Source organism: Streptomyces sp. NPDC048392 (assembly GCF_043200575.1).
In the GTDB taxonomy this organism is placed as follows: Bacteria; Actinomycetota; Actinomycetes; order Streptomycetales; family Streptomycetaceae; genus Streptomyces.
Window position 1 is genome coordinate 1 of sequence record NZ_JBICYB010000033.1, and the last position, 20,784, is coordinate 20,784.

Below are 20,784 nucleotides of genomic sequence, written 5' to 3' on the forward strand. Positions count from 1 at the left end.
GCAACAACGGAGCTGTCAGGGACCAGAGTTCGTCAGGAACCAACCGCTTCGACAGATCAGCACTCACGACCGACATCATGCCGCACGAGCATCACGCCACGTGAGACAACCTCGAAGTCTTCGTACTCCGGCAACAACGGCAACTGCGTGGAGGTTGCCGCCCTTCCTGGCGGCCGAGCGGTGCGTGACAGCAAGCACCCAGACGGCCCGGCCCTAGTCCTGTCCGCCGCCGAGTTCAGCGCCTTCGTTCAGGGCGTCATGGACGGCGGCTTCAACCGGCCGTAGCGAGCTGAGCAAAAGAAGTGTTCAAGAGCGCCTGATCGTCGCGTGAGATCAGGCGCTCTTGGCCGTGTGTGGGGCGTAGGGCGCCCACCAGGGCCGTTGCGCGCTCCGACGCCAGCCGACGGACGACCGCCGCCTCCAGGGCGCCGCAAACGCCCTGCGACCTGCGCAAACAGTCCGTTTGGGCAGGTCAGCGGACGGGCAGGCTAGAGGGGTCCGGAGGATGCATGGTCACACATTCGACTACTCGGAAGTGACCATTCCCGCGTCCCGCCGCGCGGCCTGTCGCCTCAGCGCCGTACGTACTCCGCACACCAGGGCACGCAGCCGTGCCCGCACCACCTGATACATCGCAACCCCCGTAAGGCTCGATCCTGCTGTTCACTTGCTCGTCCGTCGTCCGCTACTCGTCCGATGCTCATCCGTCGGACACTCGCCCGCCGCCTACGCGTCGGCACTCCCCGACCGTCAACCACCCCCTCCCCCGGGTCCCAGCACCCCGCCGGCCAGCCCGATGACCACCGGCAGTACACCCACCGCGATGAACGCGGGCAGAAAGCAGAGCCCCACCGGCGCGGTGACCATGACGGCCGCTCGACGGGCCCGGGCCGTCGTGGTGCGGGCCCAGTCGGCACGGGCCTGGGCGGCGAGCCGGGCGACCGGGCCGGCCGCGGGCAGGCCCGACACCTCGGCACGCTGCAACAGGCGCGCCAGGGGCCCAGCCCCCGGAACGGCGGCCAACCCTCGCCAGGCAGCGTCCGGTTCGCCGCCGAGCCGCACCTCCGCCGCGCCACGCCCCAGCGCGTCCCCGACCGGCCCGTCCAGGGCATCGCCGACCGCACGCGCGGCCGCCACCGGACTCGCGCCGGCCGCGATGCAGGCCGCCAGCAGATCGGCCGCCAACGGCAGTTGGCGGGCCGCCTCCGCGGCAGCGGCCTCCTCCGCCGCCGTACCGGCGACCGATCGCCGGGCTTTCCACCGCCACAGTGCGGCGGCACCCACCAGCCCCACCACGACGCCGGCGACACCGCCGACCAGGGCCCAGCCGGCACCGACCGTGCCCACCAGCGGCAGCCGGCCCCCGACTGCGGTCAGCATCTCGGCACGTCGCGGGACGTGGCGGACCGGTTCCGGTGCCAGCAGTCCGGTGAGCCGTCTGCGCAGCGCCCGGTCCCCCCGCGTGGCTCCGAGAACCCGCGCCAGCCAGCAGGCGACGAGTACCGCCCCCGCCACTGCCCCCAGCCTGTGGACAAGGTCGCCATTCACGACGCCGCCTCCGCCGCGCGCACGATCCGCGTCACCCACCACACGCCCAGGCTCTCCAGAACTCCCCCGGCCAGCAGACAGCAGAGCCCGGCTCCGGTGTGCAGCAACACGTGCAGGGGGTCGGACCCGAGGGCGACGCCGAGCAGGAGGCCGAGGGCCGGCAGACCGGCGAGCATCACGGCCGTGGCCCGCGCGCCCGCCAACTGGGCGCGTAGGTCGGAACGCTGGTCCCGCTCGGCGCGCAGCGCGCCCTCCAGCCGGTCGAGACCGGCCGCGAGCCCCGCGCCCTGGTCGACCGCGACCCGCCAGCACGCCGCGAGTGCCCGCAGCCCCTCGGCACCCGGCTGTCCGGCCGCCACCGCGAGCGCCCCGGGGACGTCCCCGCCGAATCGGGCCGCAGCCAGCACCACCGCCTGCGCGTCACCGAGCCCAGCGGTGTCGCGCGCGGCGCACAGCAACGCCTCGCCCGGCTGCCGACCCGCCCGCACCTCTCCGGCGAGCGTCCCGCACAGCGCGATCACCGCGTCCTGCCGGCGCTCCCGGGCCCGCCTCGCCCGGCCGGCCCGTCGCGTCCGCCGCACCACCGGCACCGCGGCGGCACCCGCGACGACCGGCAGTACCGAGTCGCCCAGGAGCGCCAGCACCAGCCCGGCGGCCGGTGCCCACCACTCGGGCCTCAGCCGGCCACGAGCACGCCGCAGCGCGTCCGCCACCCGGAGCGCCGGGGGCGGTCCGGTACCGACCGCCCCACCCGTCCGGTCCTCGGCGAGCACCAGCCGCGCCCGCCGTACGCCGGAGTGCCAACCGCCCGCCAGCCACGCGGCCGATCCCAGGCACGTCAGGGCCACGCCCGTCGACAGCTCGTCCGTCCCGGTCACAGCCGCCCCCGTCATGCTCGTCACCTCTGCTCCTCCCGTCCGAAGGTCTGCTCCGCGAGCCCTTCACCGCGCAGCAGCTCCCGCAGCCGCTCCCAGCCGCGTTCGGCCACGAAGGCCTCTGGGCCCCACCGCAGCGCCGGTACTGTCCGCACCAGCCCCGACGGGTCCCGTTCCAGTACGTGCACCTCGGCGATCCGGCGCCGTCCCGCGCGGTCACGGACCAGGTGCAGGACCACCGAGAGGGCCGCCGCGAGCTGGCTGTGCAGCGCCGCACGGTCCAGGCCGGCGGTCGTGCCGAGCGCCTCCAGCCGGGCCGGTACGTCAGCGGCGGCATTGGCGTGCACCGTCCCGCAGCCGCCTTCGTGGCCGGTGTTCAGCGCGGCGAGCAGGTGGACCACCTCGGGCCCGCGCACCTCGCCCACGACCAGCCGGTCGGGTCGCATGCGCAGCGCCTGCCGCACCAGGTCCTCCAGGGTGACCAGGCCCGCGGCCTCCTGGTTCGCCGGTCTGGTCTCCAGACGGACGACGTGCGGATGGTCCGGTCGCAGTTCGGCCGAATCCTCCGCCAGCACGATGCGCTCCTGCGGTCCGACGAGCCCGAGCAGGGCGCTGAGCAGCGTCGTCTTCCCGAACCTGTGGCAGTAGCGCCTCTGCTGAGGCAGACTCAGGACATGAAGAGCACCCAGACGGGGGACACCCAGACGCGCGCGGTCATCTACTGCCGCATCAGCCAGGACCGCACCGGCGCCGGCCTGGGCGTCGACCGCCAGCGCGAGGACTGCGAGGCTCTCGCCGAACGGAACGGCTGGGAAGTCCTCGAGGTGTACGTCGACAACGACGTGTCCGCGTACTCCGGGAAGCTCCGTAAGGGCTACCGGCAGATGCTCGCCGACCTCGACGAGGGCAAGGCCACCGTCGTCATCGTCTGGCACACCGACCGGCTCCACCGCTCCCCCACCGAGCTGGAGGAGTACATCAACCTGTCCGAGCGCCGCGGCATCGCCACCCACACCGTGCAGGCCGGGACGATCGACCTCGCCACGCCGTCCGGCCGGATGACCGCGCGGATCCTCGGCGCCGTCGCCCGCCAGGAGTCCGAGCACAAGGGCCACCGCGTCGCCCGCGCCCGGCAGCAGAAGGCCATGGCCGGGGAGTGGGCGGGCGGCATCCGTCCGTTCGGCTGGGGCGTGCCCACGGGCGAGGTGAAGAAGCGGGTCGACCGGAAGTCCGGCGACGAGGTCGAGGTGCCGGAGCTGGACATGGCCAAGGCCGTGCCTGAGGAAGCTGAGGCGCTGCGCCACTGGACGGACGAGATCCTCGCCGGGGCGTCGGTGCGGTCGCTGGTGAAGTGGTGCGCCGATAAGGGCATCCTCACCACCCGCGGGAACCCGATCACCCACCAGGACATGCGGGACATGTTGATCCGGCCCAGGAACGCCGGAATCGCCGTCTACAAGGGCGAGGAGGTCGGCAAGGGCAAGTGGGCCGCGATCGTCGACGAGGCGAAGTACAGGGCCGTCGTGGCCATCCTGAAGGACCCCGCACGGAGGACGACGCCCGGCGCGACGCCGAAATGGCTCGGGTCGATGCTGTACCGGTGCGGCCGCGGCGACTGCCCGCACTTCGTGTACGTCACCCAGTCCGGCGGTCGGCGCTTCCCGTCGTACCGATGCCAGACCGGGCACGGCGGCGGCCGCCGCGCTGAGGTTGTCGACCAGTATGTCGAGGACACGATCGTCGAGCGGCTGTCACAGCCGGACGCGCACGATCTGCTCGAGCCCGCCCCCGACGGGGTCGACGTGGGCGCCCTTCAGGTCGAGGCCGAGCAGATCCGGATGCGGCTGCGGAACCTGGCGGGCCGGTACGGCGCGGGCGAGATGGGCGACATGGAGTACGGCATCGCCTCGGACACGGCCCGAGGGCAGTTGGAGGGCGTCACCAAGCAGCTGGCTCGCGCGGCGACCGCGGACCCGCTGGCCGGCCTGGTGGGGGCTCCGGATGTGCGGGTGGCCTGGAAGGCGCTGGAACTGGACCGACAGCGAGCGGTGCTGCGGGCCTTGGTGGAGGTGACGCTGAAGACGCCTCGGCCGGGGCGAATGCCGGACGGCGGGTACTTCGACTACGACGCCGTTGTCTTCCGGTGGCTTAGGTAGCACCGTCAGAAAGGGGTGTCCTCGAAGGATACTCCTTCATCCGTTGGTGGCTCCTCCACTGCATCAGCCATGAGCCTAAGCAGTTTCGCCGCCGGAATCCTCTTACTCAGTTCAGCGAACGCCGTGATTGTCTTCCAGTCGTCGAGGCTTACGGGATCGTTCTCATACTCGTGCTCCAGGTATTGGAGGGTCTCGTAGTCGACGTCCGAACCGTCGTCCCACTCCACCCGAGCGTCTGGCTGCCACACGATCCCCTTGTCGGCAAGCAGCCTGTTTACTGTGTCGACTACGACCGCCGGGTACCTCAACGGAATGACCGAATAAAGCAAGTCTGTCATTTCCAACAGGCGCTCAGTCTGAACGCCGTCCACCTCCCCGAGCCGCGTGAGCAGGTATAGAAACTGCCGCTCTCCGCTATGACTCTGCGGCTCGATAGGGAGCAGGAAGTACCCGACTGGATACTCGAAAACGCGCGAAAAGCTGATCAATTCGTTTGCGTCGAAGGTTCGAGGGCGACCTGTCGCAACGGCTCGCTCTGAGGCACTCAAGGTGGCTGCAGTCCACTTCTTTCCGCTCACGGCCTCCAATCGAGCTGCCGTCTCCTCTTGGGTCCACCCCCTACTGCGACGGGCCCGACTCAGGTTGTGCGAGACGACCTGGTTCACGGTCAACGCGTAGTGCTTGAGCGCGTCACCACTCGGCTTCAGCTTCTTAGGCATGCCTTCACTGTAGACCACCAGCCAACACTGTCGCAGGATCTATGCACACAGATGTTGGTTCACGCTTGCACCACAGCCAACAGGCGGCCTACTCTCCACTCATGCGCATCAAATCACCATCACTGCGCAGTACCTCCCCGCTGCGTGCAGTCCGCACCGCCAAGGGCATGGGGCTGCGAACTGTTGCAGAGCGGGCTCACATCGACCCAGGCCACCTGTCCAAGGTGGAGCGGGGCGAGAAGCAACTGTCTGTCGAGGCGCTCTACCGCCTGGCCCTCGTACTTGAGCTGCGAGAGCTGGCACGGCTGCTGAGCCCGTACATCCCGCAGCGCGATGTCGCGGGCGCTCCCGAGGTCCAGTCGGGAGCGACTGCCACTGGAAACGACGAAGCGGCCGGGGTCCAGCCGGCCGCCTCTGTCGAGCACTCCGCACCTACCGCTAAGTAAGAAACGAGACGCTCATGCAGCACATCGTACCGACGTCAACGGCGACGTCGACCCGACCTGACCAGCGCACCGGCGCCGAGCCCGCCCTCACCCGGCCGGCCCGCGTGAACGCCATCCTCGATCAGGTCGAGGCGCACCTCCCGCACGTCGACCCCGACCTGCAGGAGCGCGGCCGTGAGGCGCTCGCCGCCGCCCGCACCGCCGAGGCCCCGTGCCCCGTGTACCGGGACTGTGAGGCCGTCGGCCCGCACTACGACCACTACAACCATTCCGGGCGCGGTCTGGAGGTCACCGACGGCACCGGCGAAAGCATCCTCGACGCCGGGTTCGCCGCCCTGTCCAGCGACGACCCGCACGAGCGCCGTCCGGCCGTCTACCTGCGGGGCACCGACTTCGACAGCCAGGCCGAGCTGGTCGCGAAGGTCGACGAGATCCGCCGGATGCTCGACGCCACGGTCGAGCTCGGCGCCCGCGTGTTCGCCGACCACGACGGCCACCCGGAGGGCCCGCAGGACCTCGCGCGGATCGACGAGCAGGCCACCGACGGAATCGGCGCGCTGATCTCGCTGCTCGTCCACCGTCGTCAGGTCGCCTGCCGCGTCGTCCCTGCGGCCACCCCGCTCGACGAGAGCGACGGGCAACAGGAGTCTTCGGCCGCGTTCTCACTAGCGTTGCGCGCTCTGGATGTGGCGCTGGACAAGGCGCCGAACCGCGGCCAGATCCTCGACGCGATTCGGTACATCGTCTCCCCCGAGGCGCAGGCCTGATGGCCGCCACCAAGGTGACGGCAGCCGGGGGTGTCGCCACGCCCCCGGCTCGCCCGGTCCGCTTCGACGACCCCCAGCGGAACGCCGCCTACTGGGCGCGCATCGACCGCATCGTGGCCGCCGCCCCTCCCCTGAGCAATGAGCAGCGCGCCATCGTCCGTACCGCCTTCACCCAGCCCGAGGCACGGAGGGCAGCATGACCGAACGACGCCCCGGCGAGTGGCCCGCCGGCCTGAGCCCCGCCCCCGTCGCCACCGTCCCGGACGACACCCCGCCGCCCCCGCAGGGACCGCCCATCGAGGTGCCGGTCGCCGAGGTCCGCCTCGTCGTCACCGTCGACCTCACCGGCCGCTACGACACCCACGCACAGGTCTCCCGCGACCTGCACGAGCAGACCCGGTACTCCACCGACTGCCACACCGCGGTCGTCCGCCTCGGCGAAGACGCCCTTCGCGTCGGCATGAGCCTCGGCGCCGCGATCGCCTCGCGGTTCTTCCTCGCCGCCCGCGCCGTCGAGATCCACGTCCCGGCCGGGACCCGGTGGGCCTACGTCGCCACCGAGGCGCAGCAGTACATGCGGTACTACGCCGCCGACCACGCGCAGCCGCTCAACCGGACACGAACCCCCGGCTGACCGGGGAGCGCACTGCGGCCCCGGACCACTCCCCCTGGCCCGGGGCCGCGCGCGCACTCACGAACCCCATAGGCCCCGCTCGTAGAAGAGAGCAGTTCGTGAACAGCACCACCAGCGTCCTCCCGCTGTTCGGGGAGGGCACCGAGGAGGATGAGGCGCCGATCCAGCGGCGGCCCGTCCGGCTCGGCATGGCCGCCGCCGCAGCCCGCGTCGTCGCGTACCGCGACACCCAGTTCGAGGACGGCGAGCCGCGCGCGCTCCTCGTCGTCGACTGCCCGTTCTGCGACCACCAGCACATCCACGCCGCCGGGCTCGCCTCGGCGCCGCGCGTCTGCCCCCGCACCTCGCGCTGCGTCAGCCGGCCGACCGGCGTCTACTACTTCCCGGCGGTGCAGCGTGACCGATGAGATGGGACCGCCCACCGCCGACCGGCAGGTCGTCCACGACTGGCTGATGCACCTGTACAGCGGCTGCCCCGGCTACCTCAGCATCTGCTCTGACAAGGACGGCTGGGCAGGACGCCGCTTCACCACCGACGCCGCGGGCCTCGCCACGGCCGCCGACTACGCCGTCGCCCTGGACAAGCGCGCCGCCAAGGGCGTGTACGCACAGGTCACCACCCTCCGCGAGAAGCCCGCCGAGGGGCGCGGAGGCGAGGATCTGGCCTACGGCCTGACGCATCTGTGGGCGGACGGGGACTACGGCACCATCGGCCACAAGCCCGGCCCCGACGACCTGCCCGCCCCGCCCGACGCTGAGGGCGTCCAGAAGGTCGTCGCCGAGTCGGGCCTGCCCACTCCCTCCGGGTGGGCGCACACCGGTGGCGGCTACAACCCGGTCTGGGTCCTCGCCGAGAACCACCTCGTACAGACCGAGGAGGGCCGGCAGCGCGTCAAGGCCGTGACCACCGGTCTGCAGGCGATCCTCGCCGCGCAGGCGCACCGGCTCGGCTGGTCGTGGGACGTCGAGGTCGGCAACCTCGACCGGCTGATGAAGGTCCCCGGCACGGTCAACCGCAAGGAAGGCCTGGAGCGGCCCACAGCGATCGGCCCCGGCACGGGCGAGGTCCACGAACTGACCGACCTCGCCACGGTCGTCGCCGACCTCGCCCCGGCCGCCCGGAACACTCTGGAGCAGGCGACGCGGGAGAAGCAGGAGCGCAAGGCGCGCCGCACGGGCGCGACCGTTCCTCCGCCGCGCCATGCCCGCCCGTCCGGGCTGCACAGCGGCGACGGCCCCCTCGACATCCTCGCCGACATGCTGACGTTCCGCGATCTCCTCGAGCCCGAGGGCTGGACCTACGTCGGGCAGGCCGGCGGCCGCGAAAGGTGGCTGCGCCCCACCGCCGGAGGCGACGGGCCGAGCAGCGCCTACTCGCTGTCCTGCGACGACCACGTGGCCGTGAACTGGTCCGAGCGGGCGGACCTGCCCACGGGTGCTCAGCCTGCCGGGCAGAAACTCACGGTCGGCACCCTGTACGCGCACCTGCACTACGGCGGAGACAGAGGTGAGGCCGCCCGCGACATCAAGCGCGCCGCCGCGGGCCGTGCGACCCACGGTCCGGCCGGCCGCCTGCCCGGGCCCGTGCTCTCCGAGGTGAAGCGCCGGTGCCTCAACGACGACGAGCGGCACGACTACGCCCCGCAGGACGACATGTGGGCCACGTTCAACGAGGAAGAGGGCGCCCGGTCCTCGGACTGGACGACTGGCGTCCATGCCGAGGACAGCGTGGGGTGGGAGGAGCCGGTTCCTCTCGCCCCGCCGGCGCCGCTGCCGCTCGACTCCGCGCGGCTGCGGGGCGTAGGAGCGATGGCTGAAGCGGTGGCGACCAGCCTTCAGGTCCCTGTCGATCTCCCGGCGTGGCTCGGGATGGCGGCGGCGTCCACCGCGATCGGCGGCCGCCGGGCGGTCAGCCCGAAGCCCGACTGGACCGAGCCCGTCACGCTATACACGATGCCCGTCGCCGCCCCGGGAGAGATGAAGTCCCCAGCCCTTGGGCTGATGGGCAAGCCCATCTACGCCGAGGAGAAGCGGCGCCGCGAGGCCGACAAGGTGGCCGTCGTCAAGGACCGCCGGAACCGAAAGATGGTGGAGTCCACCGTCACCGAAGCCGAGAACCGCGTGATCAAGGCGCGGGACTCTGCCACCCGGGCGAAGGCCAAGCTCAACCTGGACGCGGTGTACTCGGAGCTCGAGGAGCTCGGCGACCCGCTCGTACACACCCAGCTCGTAGCCGACGACACCACGCCCGAGGCCGCGATCGACCTGATCGCCGAGCAGGGTGAGCGGCTCGCGATCCTCTCCACCGAGGGCTCCTTCCTCGGCAACGTCGGCGGCCGGTACTCCAAGAACGCCAACCCCGAGATCGTACTCAAGGCCTGGAGCCACGAGACGCACTCGGTCAACCGCAAGAGCGGCCCACCCGTGCTCCTCGAGCGCCCAAACCTCAGCCTCGGCCTGGCCGTGCAACCTGGGTTCCTGACCGGCATGGGTGAGACCGGAGACGTCTTCGAGGCCCGCGGCCTGATGGCGCGGTTCATCTTCGCCATGCCGACCAGCCGGGTCGGCGACCGGTCATACGACAGCGAACCCATCCCGCAGGAGGTCAGCGCGGCCTACAACAACGCCGTCGTTCGACTGATGCAGGCCGTCCACGATGACCCCGAGTACCGGGTGATGGGCCTCGATCCGGCGGCGCAGGCCGCGTTCCGCTCCTTCTGGGAGGCGCTGGAGCCCCGGCACAAGGCCCACGGTGACCTCGCCGCCGTCGAGGGGTGGGCGAAGAAGCTGCCAGGGCAGGTGCTGCGGATCGCTGCCGTGCTCGCCCTGTACGAGGAGCCCACCACGCTGACCGTGAGCGGCGAGGTCATGGGCGACGCGATCGCCCTGGTGCCGTACCTGATCCAGCACGCGCGGCTCGTCGCCGACCTGATGTCGGAGGAGCGACAGTCCAAGCTCGGTCCTGCGCGGGCTGTCCTGGACTGGGTTCGTCGGACCGACCAGCGGGGCCGGTTCGCCGCGAAGGACGTAGAGAAGGCTGTGCGCGGCCAGAAGTGGTGCACCGCCATGGAGGACGTTGACGCCGCTCTCGGTGTCCTGGAGCACGCGGGTTGGGTGCGGCGGATCGAGCCGCCTCCGAGGCCGGAGGGAGCGCGGGGGCGCCCGCCGAAGGCCCGCTTTGTCGCCCATCCGGACACGTTCACGGCCGAGCGGAGGTGAGTTCTTTCCATTAATTCCATGCCTCGGGGAGGGCCCAGAACCGCCCTTGATTACTTACAGGTCTCCCCGTAAGCCATTTTAGAAGTAATTATTACTCTCTGTAATCAACGGAAGGGGTGAGCGTGCGCGGGCCGTAAGCAGCGGAAGGCCTCTCGCAGACCTTCGCCTCTGCATCGCATGGAAAAAAGGGAAACAACCCGCACCCAGGGAGATCACATGGCCAGCTTCATCTCAGCCGCACCCGGCTGGTATGTCCACGAGACCGACAGCGACGGCGCCGAGTACCTCGACCCCGTTCTCGCATGGCAGGTGGCCGTAACAGCGGCCGGCGAGGACACCCTGCTGCCCGTCGTGGACGGCGGCACCCTCGTCCCGCCCATGGCCATTGACGAGAGCGCGTTCCAGCACTGTCGGCGCAGCGTTGTCTACCGGCCGAACCACGACCCGGGCGCCGAGCAGTAGCTGGCCGGGCCTGTCCCAACCAGGCCCGGCCTTCCGCCCAGCACACCACAAGGAGGGGACCGTGACTACGAACGAGACGCTGGTGCTGGCCGTCGGGCTGCTGACCGGCGCGCAGTGCATGAACCTGATGCACGCCTACTGGGCCAGCCAGGACGCCCGCCGCAGCATCGCCCGGGCCGAGGCCACGCTGAAGCGGCTGGCCGGCGACCGGTACCTGAGCAGCTTCCGCCTGTACCGCCTCGGTGCACCGCCCTCCGTCCCGGCGCCGGGCGGACCGCATTCGGCCGAGCTGCTGGAGGCGTCCGTGCGGGACCTCGAGCTGAAGGTGTACGACGGCCTGGACCGCGTCGAGGACGCTGCGCGCCGGGACGGTCTGCTGTGACCGAGTGCGAGATCTGCGGCAAGGAGACGGACGGCCGCTACCTGTGCGACCACCACGCCGAGCGGCTCGCCGAGCGGCTGGCCGAACTGCCCAAGGTGTACGACGAGGTAGCCGAGTGCCTCGTGCCCCGCCGGTCCGGACCCGCCGAGTTCGTCACGGCGGCCGCCGCCGGCCCCCGGTCGCCGCTCGACGAGGACGTCCTCGACACGGTGAACACCGCGCGGGCCGCCGAGGTGATCCACCTCTGGCGGGTCGACGTGCAGCGCGTCCGGTGGCCGCATCACGGCGCGCCGCCGCCGGCCGATCTCGCCGCGGACTGCCGATGGCTGGCCATGGAGCTGGAGTGGATCGTCCTGAACTACCCGGCGGCCGGGGAGCTGGCGCGAGAGGTGCGGGAGCTCGAGCTGGCCGCGCGCTCGATCGTCGGTGATCCGGCGCCCCGCCCGCAGCGCCTCGGCACGTGCGTCGTGGTCGACGGCGAGGGCGTCGTGTGTGGGGCCGTGGTCTCTCGGCTGCCCGGGCAGAGTCGGGTGTCGTGCCGGTGGTGCGGATACCGGTACGAGTCGGAGCAGGACTGGCTGACGCTGCTGCACTTCCAGCCGAAAGAGGTAGCGTGAGGATCTTGCATCCAACCCCGGGTTGGATTAGCGTAGCGGTGATGGAACCGAAGCCGTGGCGGGACCGGATCCACGACGAGGACGCGCTGTTGCAGCAGCTCAACGGCCTCGTCACCGAAGCCGCCGACCGTCGCGCCGAGGCGCTACTCGAAGGAGTGGCCGACCTCGGCACCGTCGCCGACGTCGCCCGCGACCTCCGCCTCAGCTGGAACGCTGTCGACAAGGCGATCAAGAAGCACGAACGCCGGAAGGCCGGCGGCACCACAACCACATAAACGAGAGGCCGGGCAGCAGCTCGGGGGTTGCAGCCCCCGGCGCGCGCACCGCCCGACCTCTCCAGCCCACGAACGAGATCGGACCTCGTCATGGACCACCGAAACCTTAGCGCGCCCGAAACCGCGCAGATCAACGTGCGTGAGCCCCTCTACGGGGCCGCCGCCATCGCCGTCCGCGACCAGCTGCGCGAGAGCACCGACCTCGAGGTCGCCATCCGCGTCGCCCAGAAGATGCTCGACGCCTACGGCGACAGCAGCACCTTCGACGAGTTCGGCTACTCCCGCGCCCACGGCGCCCTCACCGAGTCCCTCCGCATCCTCCTCCGTGCCCTCGGCGCCGAAACCGAGGCCAGCCGATGAGCGCCGTGCCGCCCGTGTTCGGGCCCACCGAGGTCGTCGGCGACGACCAGGCCGACAACCTCGCCGTCGTCCAGATCGCCCTCCCGCTGTCCCGCGAGCAGCTGCGCGCCGCGCTCGCCGTCGGCCACGCCCAGATGGGCGGCGAACCCCCACTCGAGGAGATGACCGTCCTCGACGTCCGCCGCGAAGTCGAGGGCTACCTCGGCGCCGCCTCCATCATCGACCTGCACCGGGAAGCCGCCGTCGTCGCCGAGCGGATCGCCCCGGAGCACGCCGCCGAACTGGACTCGGCCATCGACCGGGCGTACACCCGCCCCCCGGCGCCCCCGCGCATCTCGCAGGACCCGCGGTACGGCGACGGCACCGTCACCCTGAACACCGACGACCACGACGAAGTCACCGTGCCCGAGCCCGCCTGGTGCGTCGGCCACGACGACGACACCGTCGGCTACCTCGCCGACACCACCCACAACGGCCCCGTGATCACCGCGGCCGCCGTCACCTCCCAGAACGGTCAGACGCCGATCATGGAGGCCCGCATCACCCAGGCCCCGCACGGCGAGATCCACCCCGAGGCGCTCCCACTGCTGGCCTTCCAGCTCGACATCGACGCCACCGTGACCCCCGAGGACGGCCGGAACATCACCCGGGCCCTCCGGGTCGCCGCCGCTCGCCTGGATCGCGCGCTCGCCGACCTTGCGCACCTGCGAGGTGAGAAGCGATGAGGCAGCTCACCAAGGGCCAGCGCGTCGTCCTCATCGTCGCCGCTGTCCTGATGGTCGTCGTCGGCGCGGCCGGCGCCTGGGGCACCTACACCAACGCCGTCACCGAGTTCCACCGCCAAGCCACCGCCGCGGGCGTCGTCGCCGCCGGAGAAGGTCTGACCCTCATCCTGGGGTTGGTCATGCTGCTGCGGACGATGCTCGGGCAGTCCTCGCCCACCGTCGTCCGGCTCGGCATGTGGCTCGCCCCCGCCTCCGCCGCCTGCATCGGCGTCACCATCGCCGGAACCCCGCGGGAGGCCGCCGTGTACGCGGTCACCCCACTGGCCATGTCCGGCGCCGCCGAGGGCCTGTCCTTCGTCGCCCGCAGCGTCGTCGTCTTCACCACCGGCGTGGACGCCGAGACCCAGCGCCGCAACGCCGACACGGCTCGGCAGCTCGCCTTCCACCGCGCGGTCGCCGAAGGCCACCCCGGCAAGGCGAAGAAGTGGATGGCGCAGCGCCGCTACTGGAGGCTCGCCCGCTACGTCGGCGTCGGCGACACCGAACTGGGCGCCGGCCTCGTTGACGTCCAGCGCACCCGGGTCCGTGACGGAGCTGATGCGGCCCTCGCCTCCATGTACGGCGCCGCCCCCGCAGCGGCCGCCGTCGAGCCGCCCGCCCGGCCCCGCTCCGCGTCGGCAACCGAGGTACTGCGCGTCCGCTTCGCCGAGATGGACCCCGCCGACGCCATCCGCTTCGCCGCCGACGCGCGACCTGATGCGCGCCCGGCCGAACTCGCCACCGTCCTCGGCACCTACGGCGTCAACGTCGACCCCATCGTCGTCGCCCTGGTCCTCGCCGAGCGACCTCCCGAGTACAAGGTAGAGCGCGCTGATACACCCGCGCATCAGCAGGTCACCACCCCTGCGCCCGCTCTGGAACCGGTCACGCTGGAGGCCGCGGTCGTGGAAGCCGCATCCGCCCTCGGGCCGGACGCCAAGGCGAAGGCGATCGTGGAGCAAGTGGAGCGGCACCGGCGTCTCGTCGTCACCGAGCCCTACGTGCGTACCGCCCTGTCCCGGGCCGCGAAGCGCGCCCAGGAGCAGCCGGATGCGCCCGTGAAGCGCGACGAAGAGATCGGCCAAGGCGGCCAGGGCTACAACTGATGCCCTTCGCCGCCGCGTTCTTCGCCGCCTCGGCGACGCTCGCCCTCTTCGGGCTGTGCGCAGTCGCGCTCCACGACGTCCCCCGCATCACCGGGACCGTCGCCCTCATCCTCACCCTCGCGGCGCTCGGCGTCGCCGTCCTCCGCTGAAGGACCCCATGAACTACGTCACCTACGGCGGCGTGACCGTCGGCCTGATGCTCCTCGCCCACCAACTGTTCACCTGGTGGCCCGGCCGCAAGGCCCTCATGAAGGACCCCGCCCGGCAGGCCGCCGAGCTGCTGCCCTTCCTCCTCTCCTGGTCCTACGGCGCGCTGACCACCCTGGGCGTCGGCGGCCTCATCGGCACCGCGTCCAGCGCCGTCCTCGGCCTCTCCAACTGGCTCGGCGACGCGGCCCTCGTGTGGGGCGTCGGCGGCAGCGCCGGGGAGCTGGCCGCCCGCGGCACGTTCCTGCCCCTCACCGGGCCCGGCGTCGCCATCGTGCTGATCCTCACCGTCGCTGTCGTCGTCTCAGCAAAGAAGAGCAAGCACGGCGACACGATCAAGCGCGGCGCCTGGTGCGGCATCACCCTCGGCACGTCGGCCGGCGTCGCAGGGTTCGCCGCGGTGCCGCTAGCGACGGCGGCGAACTGGCTCGGCGGCACCGTGTACGGGGCCCTGTGATGGGGCGCCGGAAGCAGGCTGCCGAGGAGCCGGCCGAGGTGGAGGAGCGCAGCGCGCTGGGCGGTGCGGTCGTCGTCGTGCTGCTACTCGCCGTCTTCTTCGGCGTGCTGTTCGCCTGGTCGGATGCGGCCGGGATTCTCGGCACGGTGATCGCGTGCACGGTGGCCGTCTGGTGGTCGGTCACTCGCCGCGTGTCCGATTCGTCCGCCCCTCCCCCACCGGGAGAGGACCGCCCCTCCTGCCGCGAATGCGCAGGTCACGAGCTGATCGGCGTGGCCCCTCTCGAAGGCCAGAAGGGGATGTTGATCTACAAGACCGCGCCGCCAGACCGGCCGAACCACACCCACGTCCACATCGCGCGCACCGCCGACCAGGACACCTAAGACCCCGGGGCGGCCGTCATCCGCCAAGACGTCCGGCCGCCCCGGTCCCATCCCAACCACGAGACGGAGCAGCCATCATGGCACTCGGATTTCCCAAGCCGATCAAGCAGGACGACCCCCGGCTGAAGGGGCACGAGACGACGTACCAGGCCTCCCGCGGCGGGTATCGGAAGCCCGCGCAGCCCGACCCGAAGAAGCCGAAGAAGTAGCAGACCGCCCGGGCCCGCCGCGGCATCCAACCGCGGCGGGCCCTGCCGCATCATGGGGCGTATGGAGTCACAGATCATCCGCCCCGGCCACCTCACCGCCCACCAGGCCGCCCGCGTCCTCGGCGTGACCCTGACCGGCCTCCGCTCCATCGTCCACCGCGGCCACCTCACCCGCTCCGGGGGCAGCCCGCGCCAGCCCTGGTACGCCGCCGCAGACGTCGCTGCCCTCGCCGCCAAACGCGCGGTTCGCGTCGCCGCTTGACCCCAGGTCAGACAGGTGCAACGATCCCGGTGAACACTTGTGCCCGCAGACGGCACCACTGGCTACCCAGCGCAGTATCCGGAGTCGCGCCCGGACCGGAGCCCCCAGCGCCCCTCACGGGCCTGGGGGCTCTGGCATCCACACACGTCCGCGCAGGGCAACCCATCGCTCACACAGAGCGGGTTTGCTGCTGGCGCTGCGCCCTGCGCGGACCCAGACGTCACAGGACAGACACACCGGCATCACCAGGCCCGCATATGCCGGACCATGGTCCCGCCAGCATCGAAAAACCTGGGGGGACCATGCGCAACCGAACCATCGCCGCAGCACTCGCTGCAGCCGCCGCGCTGACGCTCACCGCCTGCGAGGGCGAAAGCTCCGGCCCCAACACGCCGGACACCGTCACCGAGGCCAGCAGTAGCCCGACCAAGGAGGAGACGGCCCCTGCCGAAACCACGGAGACGGACACCGACACGTCCGACACTGCCGCAGGAGCCAGCGATACCGGGACGCTGCCCGACCTCGTCGGCCAGGACCTCCAGGCTGCACAGGACGCAGCACAGGCCGCAGGCTTCTACGCTCTCGACGACCAGGACGCCAGCGGCCAGGGCCGTCTTCAGATCCTGGACCGCAACTGGACCGTCTGCAGCCAGGAACCCGTGCCCGGCGCCTACCCAACCGACACGTTCGTGACCTTGTTCGCGGTCAAGGACGGCGAGAGCTGCTGACGCTCCCCCACAGACGCGCGACGACGCCTCGACCGCATGGGTTCCCGGTCGGGGCGTCGTCGTGTCACAGCAACATCACCACGCCTTCACTGGCCCCCCATTTGACGGATGATGGCCCCTCACCATTCACCATCCCTGGGGGGGGACCATGCACGCCCGCGCCACGACCGCCGCCGCCCTGGCCGTACTCGTCCTCACGCTCACCGCGTGCAGCAGCAGCGACGACAGCAGCACGACGGACAAGCCGAAGGCCGCCCCGGCTTCGCCTAGCCCGAGCAAAAGCAGCGCCTTCCTTCGCCCCACGCCCGAGCAGGAGAAGACGCTCGTCACCGCCCTCACCGCGATCGACCCGAACCTCACCGTCAAGGAGTCCCGGGCCATCAGCCGGTCCGTCGGCGTCTGCGACGACATCCGCAAGGGCAAGGGCGAGGCGACCATCGTGAAGAACGCCGCCTTCAGGTACGACGGCGGCACCGCCAGCGTGGACGAGGCCAAGGCGGCGAAGATCGTGCAGGCCATCAAGGACACCTACTGCAAGGCCTGACTCCCGTCCCCCGAGCCCGGTCCGCACCGAGCAGGCCGGGCTCACGCACGCCTGGAGGCACCCATGCCCAAACTCCCAGCCCACGCCACTGAGGAACTGAGGGAAGCCCAGACCCTGGTGTACGCGCGGCAGGTCGACGTCGCCCAAGCTCGGGCCGACCTCGCCCGCGAGGAAGCCACCCTGGGCGAGGCCATAGCCCACCTCAACAAGGCGATCAACGCTCTGCTGTAGGAGGTGCGCATGCCCCGCCGCCCTCCGAGCCGTTGCAGCGCGTGCGGCCAGCGCCGTACCGCAGGCGGCCGCTGCGGCTGCACCAAGGCCATCCAGCGCCAGGCCAATGACACCCGCAAGGCCTGGTCCTGGGTCTACGACGACCCACGCTGGGAACCACTGCGCGACCAGGTCCTCTCCGAAGAGGCGTTCTGCCGAGGCGGATGCGGCACCCCGCCCACCGTCGTCGACCACATCCGACCGCACCGCGGCGACGAGTGGTTGGCGTTCGACCGCGTCAACCTCCAGGCCATGTGCAAGCCCTGCCACGACGCCAAGACCGCGCAGGAGACAGGGTTCGCCGGCGCAGGCCCCAGACGCCTGACCGAGCCCACTAAGGTCACGCTCGTCTGCGGGCCACCCTGCTCGGGCAAGACCACCTACGTCCGCGAGCGGGTCGAACCCGGTGACCTCGTCGTCGACTGGGACGCCCTGGGGGTGGCCCTGGGGTCCCCCCACCCCCACTCCCACCCCGCCGCCCTCGTGCCCTTCATCGCCGAGGCGCGCGACGCCGTGACCGCGCGGCTCGAACGCCGACACAACGTGGCCCGGGCCTGGCTCATCGCCACCGCCCCGCGCGACGCTGACCGCTGGCGCCTCGCCCCGGACGGCGCCCGCGTCGTGCTCATCGCCACGCCCGAGGACGAGTGTGTGCGACGGGCAAGACGAGACGGCAGGCCGGACGGTACGATCGAGGCCATCGAGTCCTGGTGGCGCATCCACAGGGCCGACGAGACCACCTCACCGAGGTGATCCAGCCCCCGAGGGGGGGATGTGGATCTTTCCGGTGGGGGGGATTTCCAGCGCAGGCGGGGGTGTCGCGCGCGCAACCGCGAGTTCCAGCCGCGTTCCTGAGCAGCCTGTGACCACCGACCACGCTGCGTGACACCAGGGGGTGACGTCCATGGGAGCCCGCGGCCCCATCTCCCAGCCGGACAACGTGCGCGCGCTGCGCGGCAACCCCGGCGGCCGGCCGACCCCGAAGCGAGTCACGGCCGCGCCCGGCGTGCCCGACGCACCGGACTGGCTGGACGAGGAGGCGACCGCCGAGTGGGGGCGCGTCGTGCCCGACCTCGACCGGCTCGGCGTCCTGGCCATGGTCGACCGGGCGGTGCTGGCCACGTACTGCGCGGCCTGGTCCAAGTTCGTCCAGGCGGAGCAGCTGCTGCAGTCGGACGACCTGGTGGCCGAGCGGCGCGCGGGCAACGGCCCGGCGAAGAACCCGGCCTGGCAGATCTGGCGGGAGGCGGCGACCACCGTGGCGGCGCTGGCGAAGGAGTTGTTCCTGACTCCGAGCGCGCGTCTCCGCTCTGTGAAGCCGGAGGCTGACGATGGCAACGAAGGTGAGGACATCCTCGACTAAGCAGCTGCGCGCGAAGCTGACGGCCGAGATCGATCAGGCCATCGCTGGCTGGGTCGACGAGGGCCTGGTCGAGGGGACCGAGTGGCTGTCGCAGGGGCGCCGGCCGCTGCTGGTCACGCCGCTGCCCGCACCGTCGGGGACGTGGTTCGACCTGCTCGCTGTCGAGCGGGTCCTGAAGTTCTTCCTGCTGCTGAAGCAGCTGATCGGCCGTCACGCCGGGCGTGAGTTCCGGCTGATGGACTGGCAGGTGCGCTACCTGGTCGCGCCGGTGTTCGGGCTGAAGCGGCCGGACGGCTACCGGGTGATCCGAACCGTGTGGTTCGAGATCCCCCGCAAGAACGGCAAGTCCACGATCTGCAGCGGGTTGGGGCTGTACCTCGCGTTCGCTGACCGCGAGCAAGGCGCCGAGGTCTTCGCAGCGGCCGGCGACCGCGAGCAGGCGAACATCGTCTTCCGCGCCGCCGCCAACATGGCGAGCGGTAGCCCGCCGCTGAAGAAGAAGCTCGGGCGCCGCGGCATCCAGCGCAAGCTGCTGGAGCACCCGGTCACGCATTCGCTCTTCCGGGCCCTGTCCAGTGAGGGCCTGCGCGCGCATGGCCTGAACGTCCACGGCGGCATCGTCGACGAGGTCCATGTCCACCGGAACCCGGACGTGGTCGACGCGCTGGAGACCGGCACCGGGTCCAGGTCGCAGCCGCTGATCGTGTTCATCACGACCGCGGATGATGGCGCCGAGACCGGCAGTATCTACGCGACCAAGCGCGAGGAGATCGAGACCCTCGTTGGCGGGCACGCCGAGGACCCCACTGTGTGGGGCGTCGTGTTCGGCGCCGACGACCAGGCCGACGACTTCGACCCGTTCGCCGAGGAGACGCTGCGCACCGCGAACCCTGGCTACAACGTGACCGTGCTCGCCGACTACCTGGCGAGCAAGGCCGCACAGGCCAAGCGCTCCCCGCAGCAGCTGAACCGGTACCTCAGGTTGCACCTGAACGTGCGGACGAAGCAGACCACGCGTTGGCTGCGCATGGACGACTGGGACGCGTGCGCGCGCGAGCCCGTGACAGGCCTGCCCATGCCGGTGGAGCTGGACGACCTGGAGGGCCGCGACTGCTACGGCGGTCTGGACCTGTCCAGCACCACAGACATGACCAGCTTCAGCCTGTGGTTCCCGCCGGAGACCGACGACCCAGAGGAGCCGCACATCTGGGTGCCGTTCTTCTGGCTGCCGGAGGACAACCTGAAGGACCTGGAGCGGCGCACGAAGGTGCCGCTGGAACGCTGGTCGAGGACGGCGGCGCACGCCGGTCCGGCGCTGCGGCTGACGGAGGGCAACGTCGTCGACTACCGAGCGGTCCGCGAGCTGGTCACCGACAAGCTCGCCCCGCGGTTCAACATCAAGGCCGTTGGCTACGACCGGTGGAATGCGACCGAGACCGTCTCCGAGCTGATGGACGCCGGCGTGGAGATGGAGCAGGTGTCCCAGGGATACGCCGGGCTGAACCAGCCGTGCCAGCAGCTGGAGCGGCTCGTGCTGTCCCAGCGGATCGCGCACGGCGGGCACCCGATCCTGAAGTGGCACGTCGACTGCGTCGGCATCAAGACCAACTCGGACGGCTACGTGAAGCCGGTCAAGCCTGACCGGCAACTGTCCGCCAAGCGGATCGACGGCGTGGCCTCGGGCCTGAACGCCCTGGCCATGCACCTCCTGCGGGCCGAACCGGAGGAAGAGCCAGCGCCGCAGATCCGCATCATCAGCTGACCCAAGGGGGTGCGTTGCTGTGCACGAGCGTGCCCAGTGGGTGTGTGAGCTGGCCGGGGCGGCGGCCGGGATGGCGGGGGCGGTGACGGTCGGCGTCGTGCTCGGGGGTGTGCTCGGCGCCGGCCTCGCCCTGCTGTCCCTGTCCGTGCTGCTGCTCGTCGCCGGGAATGTCCGGCCCAAGGGAGGGGGCGCCTGATGCCGATGATCCGTCGCCTCTTCGGAGGCCGTACCGAGCGAAGCCGTAAGAGCCTGCCGCGGCTGGACGGCCG

General features: G+C 71.2%; 30 protein-coding genes and 2 pseudogenes. 27 read left to right on the forward strand and 5 right to left on the reverse strand.

The window, feature by feature from the left end; genetic code table 11:
- Positions 1-90 precede the first annotated feature (90 nt).
- Positions 91-285, forward strand: a complete 195-nt coding sequence (locus tag ACGFYH_RS30190) for a DUF397 domain-containing protein (protein WP_393806430.1) — start codon at positions 91-93, stop codon at positions 283-285.
- A 243-nt stretch (positions 286-528) separates the two neighbouring features.
- On the opposite strand, the pseudogene ACGFYH_RS30195 reads toward ACGFYH_RS30190, so the two are convergent.
- The 4 genes and pseudogenes from ACGFYH_RS30195 to ACGFYH_RS30210 all read right to left on the reverse strand — a co-directional run.
- Positions 529-633, reverse strand: a pseudogene (locus ACGFYH_RS30195) (DUF4244 domain-containing protein); the annotation flags it as partial.
- A gap of 117 nt (positions 634-750) precedes the next feature.
- Positions 751-1,548 (reverse strand): type II secretion system F family protein, encoded by a 798-nt coding sequence (locus tag ACGFYH_RS30200; RefSeq protein ID WP_393806351.1) that lies wholly within the window; start codon positions 1,546-1,548, stop codon positions 751-753.
- Complete coding sequence (locus tag ACGFYH_RS30205; RefSeq protein ID WP_393806352.1) at positions 1,545-2,441, reverse strand: type II secretion system F family protein; 897 nt, start codon at positions 2,439-2,441, stop codon at positions 1,545-1,547. Before ACGFYH_RS30205 ends, ACGFYH_RS30200 begins: the two co-directional genes overlap by 4 nt.
- Before the next feature lie 5 nt (positions 2,442-2,446).
- A pseudogene (locus ACGFYH_RS30210) lies at positions 2,447-3,055 on the reverse strand (ATPase, T2SS/T4P/T4SS family); the annotation flags it as partial.
- A gap of 42 nt (positions 3,056-3,097) precedes the next feature.
- On the opposite strand from ACGFYH_RS30210, the gene ACGFYH_RS30215 reads away from it, so the two are divergent.
- The gene (locus ACGFYH_RS30215; RefSeq protein WP_393806353.1) at positions 3,098-4,579 is read left to right on the forward strand and encodes a recombinase family protein; all 1,482 of its coding nucleotides are present in this window, start codon (positions 3,098-3,100) and stop codon (positions 4,577-4,579) included.
- A 5-nt stretch (positions 4,580-4,584) separates the two neighbouring features.
- On the opposite strand, the gene ACGFYH_RS30220 is transcribed toward ACGFYH_RS30215, so the two are convergent.
- A complete protein-coding gene (locus ACGFYH_RS30220) occupies positions 4,585-5,298 on the reverse strand; it encodes a helix-turn-helix domain-containing protein (protein ID WP_393806354.1) in 714 nt (237 codons plus the stop codon).
- Between the two features lie 101 nt (positions 5,299-5,399).
- On the opposite strand from ACGFYH_RS30220, the gene ACGFYH_RS30225 reads away from it, so the two are divergent.
- From ACGFYH_RS30225 to ACGFYH_RS30345, 25 genes are all read left to right on the forward strand, one after another.
- The gene (locus ACGFYH_RS30225) at positions 5,400-5,744 is read left to right on the forward strand and encodes a helix-turn-helix domain-containing protein (RefSeq protein WP_393806355.1); all 345 of its coding nucleotides are present in this window, start codon (positions 5,400-5,402) and stop codon (positions 5,742-5,744) included.
- A 14-nt stretch (positions 5,745-5,758) separates the two neighbouring features.
- The gene (locus tag ACGFYH_RS30230; protein ID WP_393806356.1) at positions 5,759-6,511 is read left to right on the forward strand and encodes a hypothetical protein; all 753 of its coding nucleotides are present in this window, start codon (positions 5,759-5,761) and stop codon (positions 6,509-6,511) included.
- Positions 6,511-6,711 (forward strand): hypothetical protein, encoded by a 201-nt coding sequence (locus ACGFYH_RS30235; RefSeq protein WP_393806357.1) that lies wholly within the window; start codon positions 6,511-6,513, stop codon positions 6,709-6,711. Before ACGFYH_RS30230 ends, ACGFYH_RS30235 begins: the two co-directional genes overlap by 1 nt.
- Positions 6,708-7,145 carry a hypothetical protein gene (locus tag ACGFYH_RS30240; RefSeq protein WP_393806358.1) on the forward strand — a complete coding sequence of 146 codons (438 nt, stop codon included), beginning with the start codon at positions 6,708-6,710 and terminating at the stop codon, positions 7,143-7,145. The genes ACGFYH_RS30235 and ACGFYH_RS30240 overlap by 4 nt, the downstream gene beginning before the upstream one ends.
- Before the next feature lie 98 nt (positions 7,146-7,243).
- A complete protein-coding gene (locus ACGFYH_RS30245) occupies positions 7,244-7,552 on the forward strand; it encodes a hypothetical protein (RefSeq protein WP_393806359.1) in 309 nt (102 codons plus the stop codon).
- Positions 7,542-10,364, forward strand: a complete 2,823-nt coding sequence (locus tag ACGFYH_RS30250) for a YfjI family protein (protein ID WP_393806360.1) — start codon at positions 7,542-7,544, stop codon at positions 10,362-10,364. Before ACGFYH_RS30245 ends, ACGFYH_RS30250 begins: the two co-directional genes overlap by 11 nt.
- A 216-nt stretch (positions 10,365-10,580) precedes the next feature.
- Positions 10,581-10,826 (forward strand): hypothetical protein, encoded by a 246-nt coding sequence (locus ACGFYH_RS30255; protein ID WP_393806361.1) that lies wholly within the window; start codon positions 10,581-10,583, stop codon positions 10,824-10,826.
- A 61-nt stretch (positions 10,827-10,887) separates the two neighbouring features.
- Complete coding sequence (locus ACGFYH_RS30260) at positions 10,888-11,208, forward strand: hypothetical protein (RefSeq protein ID WP_393806362.1); 321 nt, start codon at positions 10,888-10,890, stop codon at positions 11,206-11,208.
- Positions 11,205-11,825 carry a hypothetical protein gene (locus ACGFYH_RS30265; RefSeq protein WP_393806363.1) on the forward strand — a complete coding sequence of 207 codons (621 nt, stop codon included), beginning with the start codon at positions 11,205-11,207 and terminating at the stop codon, positions 11,823-11,825. Before ACGFYH_RS30260 ends, ACGFYH_RS30265 begins: the two co-directional genes overlap by 4 nt.
- 41 nt (positions 11,826-11,866) lie before the next feature.
- Positions 11,867-12,100 (forward strand): hypothetical protein, encoded by a 234-nt coding sequence (locus ACGFYH_RS30270; protein ID WP_393806364.1) that lies wholly within the window; start codon positions 11,867-11,869, stop codon positions 12,098-12,100.
- Positions 12,101-12,190: 90 nt separating this feature from the next.
- Positions 12,191-12,460 carry a hypothetical protein gene (locus ACGFYH_RS30275; protein ID WP_393806365.1) on the forward strand — a complete coding sequence of 90 codons (270 nt, stop codon included), beginning with the start codon at positions 12,191-12,193 and terminating at the stop codon, positions 12,458-12,460.
- Positions 12,457-13,185: a DUF6907 domain-containing protein gene (locus tag ACGFYH_RS30280; RefSeq protein WP_393806366.1), complete on the forward strand. Its 729-nt coding sequence runs from the start codon at positions 12,457-12,459 to the stop codon at positions 13,183-13,185. The genes ACGFYH_RS30275 and ACGFYH_RS30280 overlap by 4 nt, the downstream gene beginning before the upstream one ends.
- On the forward strand, positions 13,182-14,330 hold the full coding sequence (locus tag ACGFYH_RS30285; protein WP_393806367.1) for a conjugal transfer protein: 1,149 nt from the start codon (positions 13,182-13,184) through the stop codon (positions 14,328-14,330). The genes ACGFYH_RS30280 and ACGFYH_RS30285 overlap by 4 nt, the downstream gene beginning before the upstream one ends.
- Positions 14,330-14,479, forward strand: a complete 150-nt coding sequence (locus ACGFYH_RS30290) for a hypothetical protein (RefSeq protein ID WP_393806368.1) — start codon at positions 14,330-14,332, stop codon at positions 14,477-14,479. The genes ACGFYH_RS30285 and ACGFYH_RS30290 overlap by 1 nt, the downstream gene beginning before the upstream one ends.
- 8 nt (positions 14,480-14,487) lie before the next feature.
- A complete protein-coding gene (locus tag ACGFYH_RS30295; RefSeq protein ID WP_393806369.1) occupies positions 14,488-14,994 on the forward strand; it encodes a hypothetical protein in 507 nt (168 codons plus the stop codon).
- A gap of 38 nt (positions 14,995-15,032) precedes the next feature.
- Positions 15,033-15,377: a hypothetical protein gene (locus ACGFYH_RS30300; RefSeq protein WP_393806370.1), complete on the forward strand. Its 345-nt coding sequence runs from the start codon at positions 15,033-15,035 to the stop codon at positions 15,375-15,377.
- A 77-nt stretch (positions 15,378-15,454) separates the two neighbouring features.
- Positions 15,455-15,586 carry a hypothetical protein gene (locus tag ACGFYH_RS30305; RefSeq protein WP_393806371.1) on the forward strand — a complete coding sequence of 44 codons (132 nt, stop codon included), beginning with the start codon at positions 15,455-15,457 and terminating at the stop codon, positions 15,584-15,586.
- A 61-nt stretch (positions 15,587-15,647) separates the two neighbouring features.
- Complete coding sequence (locus ACGFYH_RS30310; protein WP_393806372.1) at positions 15,648-15,848, forward strand: hypothetical protein; 201 nt, start codon at positions 15,648-15,650, stop codon at positions 15,846-15,848.
- A gap of 302 nt (positions 15,849-16,150) precedes the next feature.
- Positions 16,151-16,576 carry a hypothetical protein gene (locus ACGFYH_RS30315; protein ID WP_393806373.1) on the forward strand — a complete coding sequence of 142 codons (426 nt, stop codon included), beginning with the start codon at positions 16,151-16,153 and terminating at the stop codon, positions 16,574-16,576.
- Positions 16,577-16,724: 148 nt separating this feature from the next.
- Positions 16,725-17,120: a hypothetical protein gene (locus ACGFYH_RS30320; protein WP_393806374.1), complete on the forward strand. Its 396-nt coding sequence runs from the start codon at positions 16,725-16,727 to the stop codon at positions 17,118-17,120.
- 63 nt (positions 17,121-17,183) lie between these two features.
- On the forward strand, positions 17,184-17,351 hold the full coding sequence (locus ACGFYH_RS30325; RefSeq protein ID WP_393806375.1) for a hypothetical protein: 168 nt from the start codon (positions 17,184-17,186) through the stop codon (positions 17,349-17,351).
- A 9-nt stretch (positions 17,352-17,360) separates the two neighbouring features.
- Positions 17,361-18,143, forward strand: a complete 783-nt coding sequence (locus tag ACGFYH_RS30330) for an HNH endonuclease (protein WP_393806376.1) — start codon at positions 17,361-17,363, stop codon at positions 18,141-18,143.
- 151 nt (positions 18,144-18,294) lie between these two features.
- Positions 18,295-18,753, forward strand: a complete 459-nt coding sequence (locus ACGFYH_RS30335; RefSeq protein WP_393806377.1) for a phage terminase small subunit P27 family — start codon at positions 18,295-18,297, stop codon at positions 18,751-18,753.
- Complete coding sequence (locus ACGFYH_RS30340) at positions 18,722-20,515, forward strand: terminase large subunit (protein WP_393806378.1); 1,794 nt, start codon at positions 18,722-18,724, stop codon at positions 20,513-20,515. The genes ACGFYH_RS30335 and ACGFYH_RS30340 overlap by 32 nt, the downstream gene beginning before the upstream one ends.
- A 19-nt stretch (positions 20,516-20,534) precedes the next feature.
- Positions 20,535-20,711 carry a hypothetical protein gene (locus tag ACGFYH_RS30345; RefSeq protein WP_393806379.1) on the forward strand — a complete coding sequence of 59 codons (177 nt, stop codon included), beginning with the start codon at positions 20,535-20,537 and terminating at the stop codon, positions 20,709-20,711.
- Positions 20,712-20,784: the final 73 nt, after the last annotated feature.

Excerpts from the sequence above, each read along its gene's own strand:
- ACGFYH_RS30205 (WP_393806352.1), bottom strand. The coding sequence starts at position 2,441 with ATGACGGGGGCGGCTGTGACCGGGACGGACGAGCTGTCGACGGGCGTG.
- ACGFYH_RS30215 (WP_393806353.1), top strand. The coding sequence starts at position 3,098 with ATGAAGAGCACCCAGACGGGGGACACCCAGACGCGCGCGGTCATCTAC.
- ACGFYH_RS30220 (WP_393806354.1), bottom strand. The coding sequence starts at position 5,298 with ATGCCTAAGAAGCTGAAGCCGAGTGGTGACGCGCTCAAGCACTACGCG.
- ACGFYH_RS30225 (WP_393806355.1), top strand. The coding sequence starts at position 5,400 with ATGCGCATCAAATCACCATCACTGCGCAGTACCTCCCCGCTGCGTGCA.
- ACGFYH_RS30230 (WP_393806356.1), top strand. The coding sequence starts at position 5,759 with ATGCAGCACATCGTACCGACGTCAACGGCGACGTCGACCCGACCTGAC.
- ACGFYH_RS30235 (WP_393806357.1), top strand. The coding sequence starts at position 6,511 with ATGGCCGCCACCAAGGTGACGGCAGCCGGGGGTGTCGCCACGCCCCCG.
- ACGFYH_RS30240 (WP_393806358.1), top strand. The coding sequence starts at position 6,708 with ATGACCGAACGACGCCCCGGCGAGTGGCCCGCCGGCCTGAGCCCCGCC.
- ACGFYH_RS30255 (WP_393806361.1), top strand. The coding sequence starts at position 10,581 with ATGGCCAGCTTCATCTCAGCCGCACCCGGCTGGTATGTCCACGAGACC.
- ACGFYH_RS30270 (WP_393806364.1), top strand. The coding sequence starts at position 11,867 with ATGGAACCGAAGCCGTGGCGGGACCGGATCCACGACGAGGACGCGCTG.
- ACGFYH_RS30275 (WP_393806365.1), top strand. The coding sequence starts at position 12,191 with ATGGACCACCGAAACCTTAGCGCGCCCGAAACCGCGCAGATCAACGTG.
- ACGFYH_RS30280 (WP_393806366.1), top strand. The coding sequence starts at position 12,457 with ATGAGCGCCGTGCCGCCCGTGTTCGGGCCCACCGAGGTCGTCGGCGAC.
- ACGFYH_RS30285 (WP_393806367.1), top strand. The coding sequence starts at position 13,182 with ATGAGGCAGCTCACCAAGGGCCAGCGCGTCGTCCTCATCGTCGCCGCT.
- ACGFYH_RS30290 (WP_393806368.1), top strand. The coding sequence starts at position 14,330 with ATGCCCTTCGCCGCCGCGTTCTTCGCCGCCTCGGCGACGCTCGCCCTC.
- ACGFYH_RS30295 (WP_393806369.1), top strand. The coding sequence starts at position 14,488 with ATGAACTACGTCACCTACGGCGGCGTGACCGTCGGCCTGATGCTCCTC.
- ACGFYH_RS30305 (WP_393806371.1), top strand. The coding sequence starts at position 15,455 with ATGGCACTCGGATTTCCCAAGCCGATCAAGCAGGACGACCCCCGGCTG.
- ACGFYH_RS30310 (WP_393806372.1), top strand. The coding sequence starts at position 15,648 with ATGGAGTCACAGATCATCCGCCCCGGCCACCTCACCGCCCACCAGGCC.
- ACGFYH_RS30315 (WP_393806373.1), top strand. The coding sequence starts at position 16,151 with ATGCGCAACCGAACCATCGCCGCAGCACTCGCTGCAGCCGCCGCGCTG.
- ACGFYH_RS30320 (WP_393806374.1), top strand. The coding sequence starts at position 16,725 with ATGCACGCCCGCGCCACGACCGCCGCCGCCCTGGCCGTACTCGTCCTC.
- ACGFYH_RS30325 (WP_393806375.1), top strand. The coding sequence starts at position 17,184 with ATGCCCAAACTCCCAGCCCACGCCACTGAGGAACTGAGGGAAGCCCAG.
- ACGFYH_RS30330 (WP_393806376.1), top strand. The coding sequence starts at position 17,361 with ATGCCCCGCCGCCCTCCGAGCCGTTGCAGCGCGTGCGGCCAGCGCCGT.
- ACGFYH_RS30335 (WP_393806377.1), top strand. The coding sequence starts at position 18,295 with ATGGGAGCCCGCGGCCCCATCTCCCAGCCGGACAACGTGCGCGCGCTG.
- ACGFYH_RS30340 (WP_393806378.1), top strand. The coding sequence starts at position 18,722 with ATGGCAACGAAGGTGAGGACATCCTCGACTAAGCAGCTGCGCGCGAAG.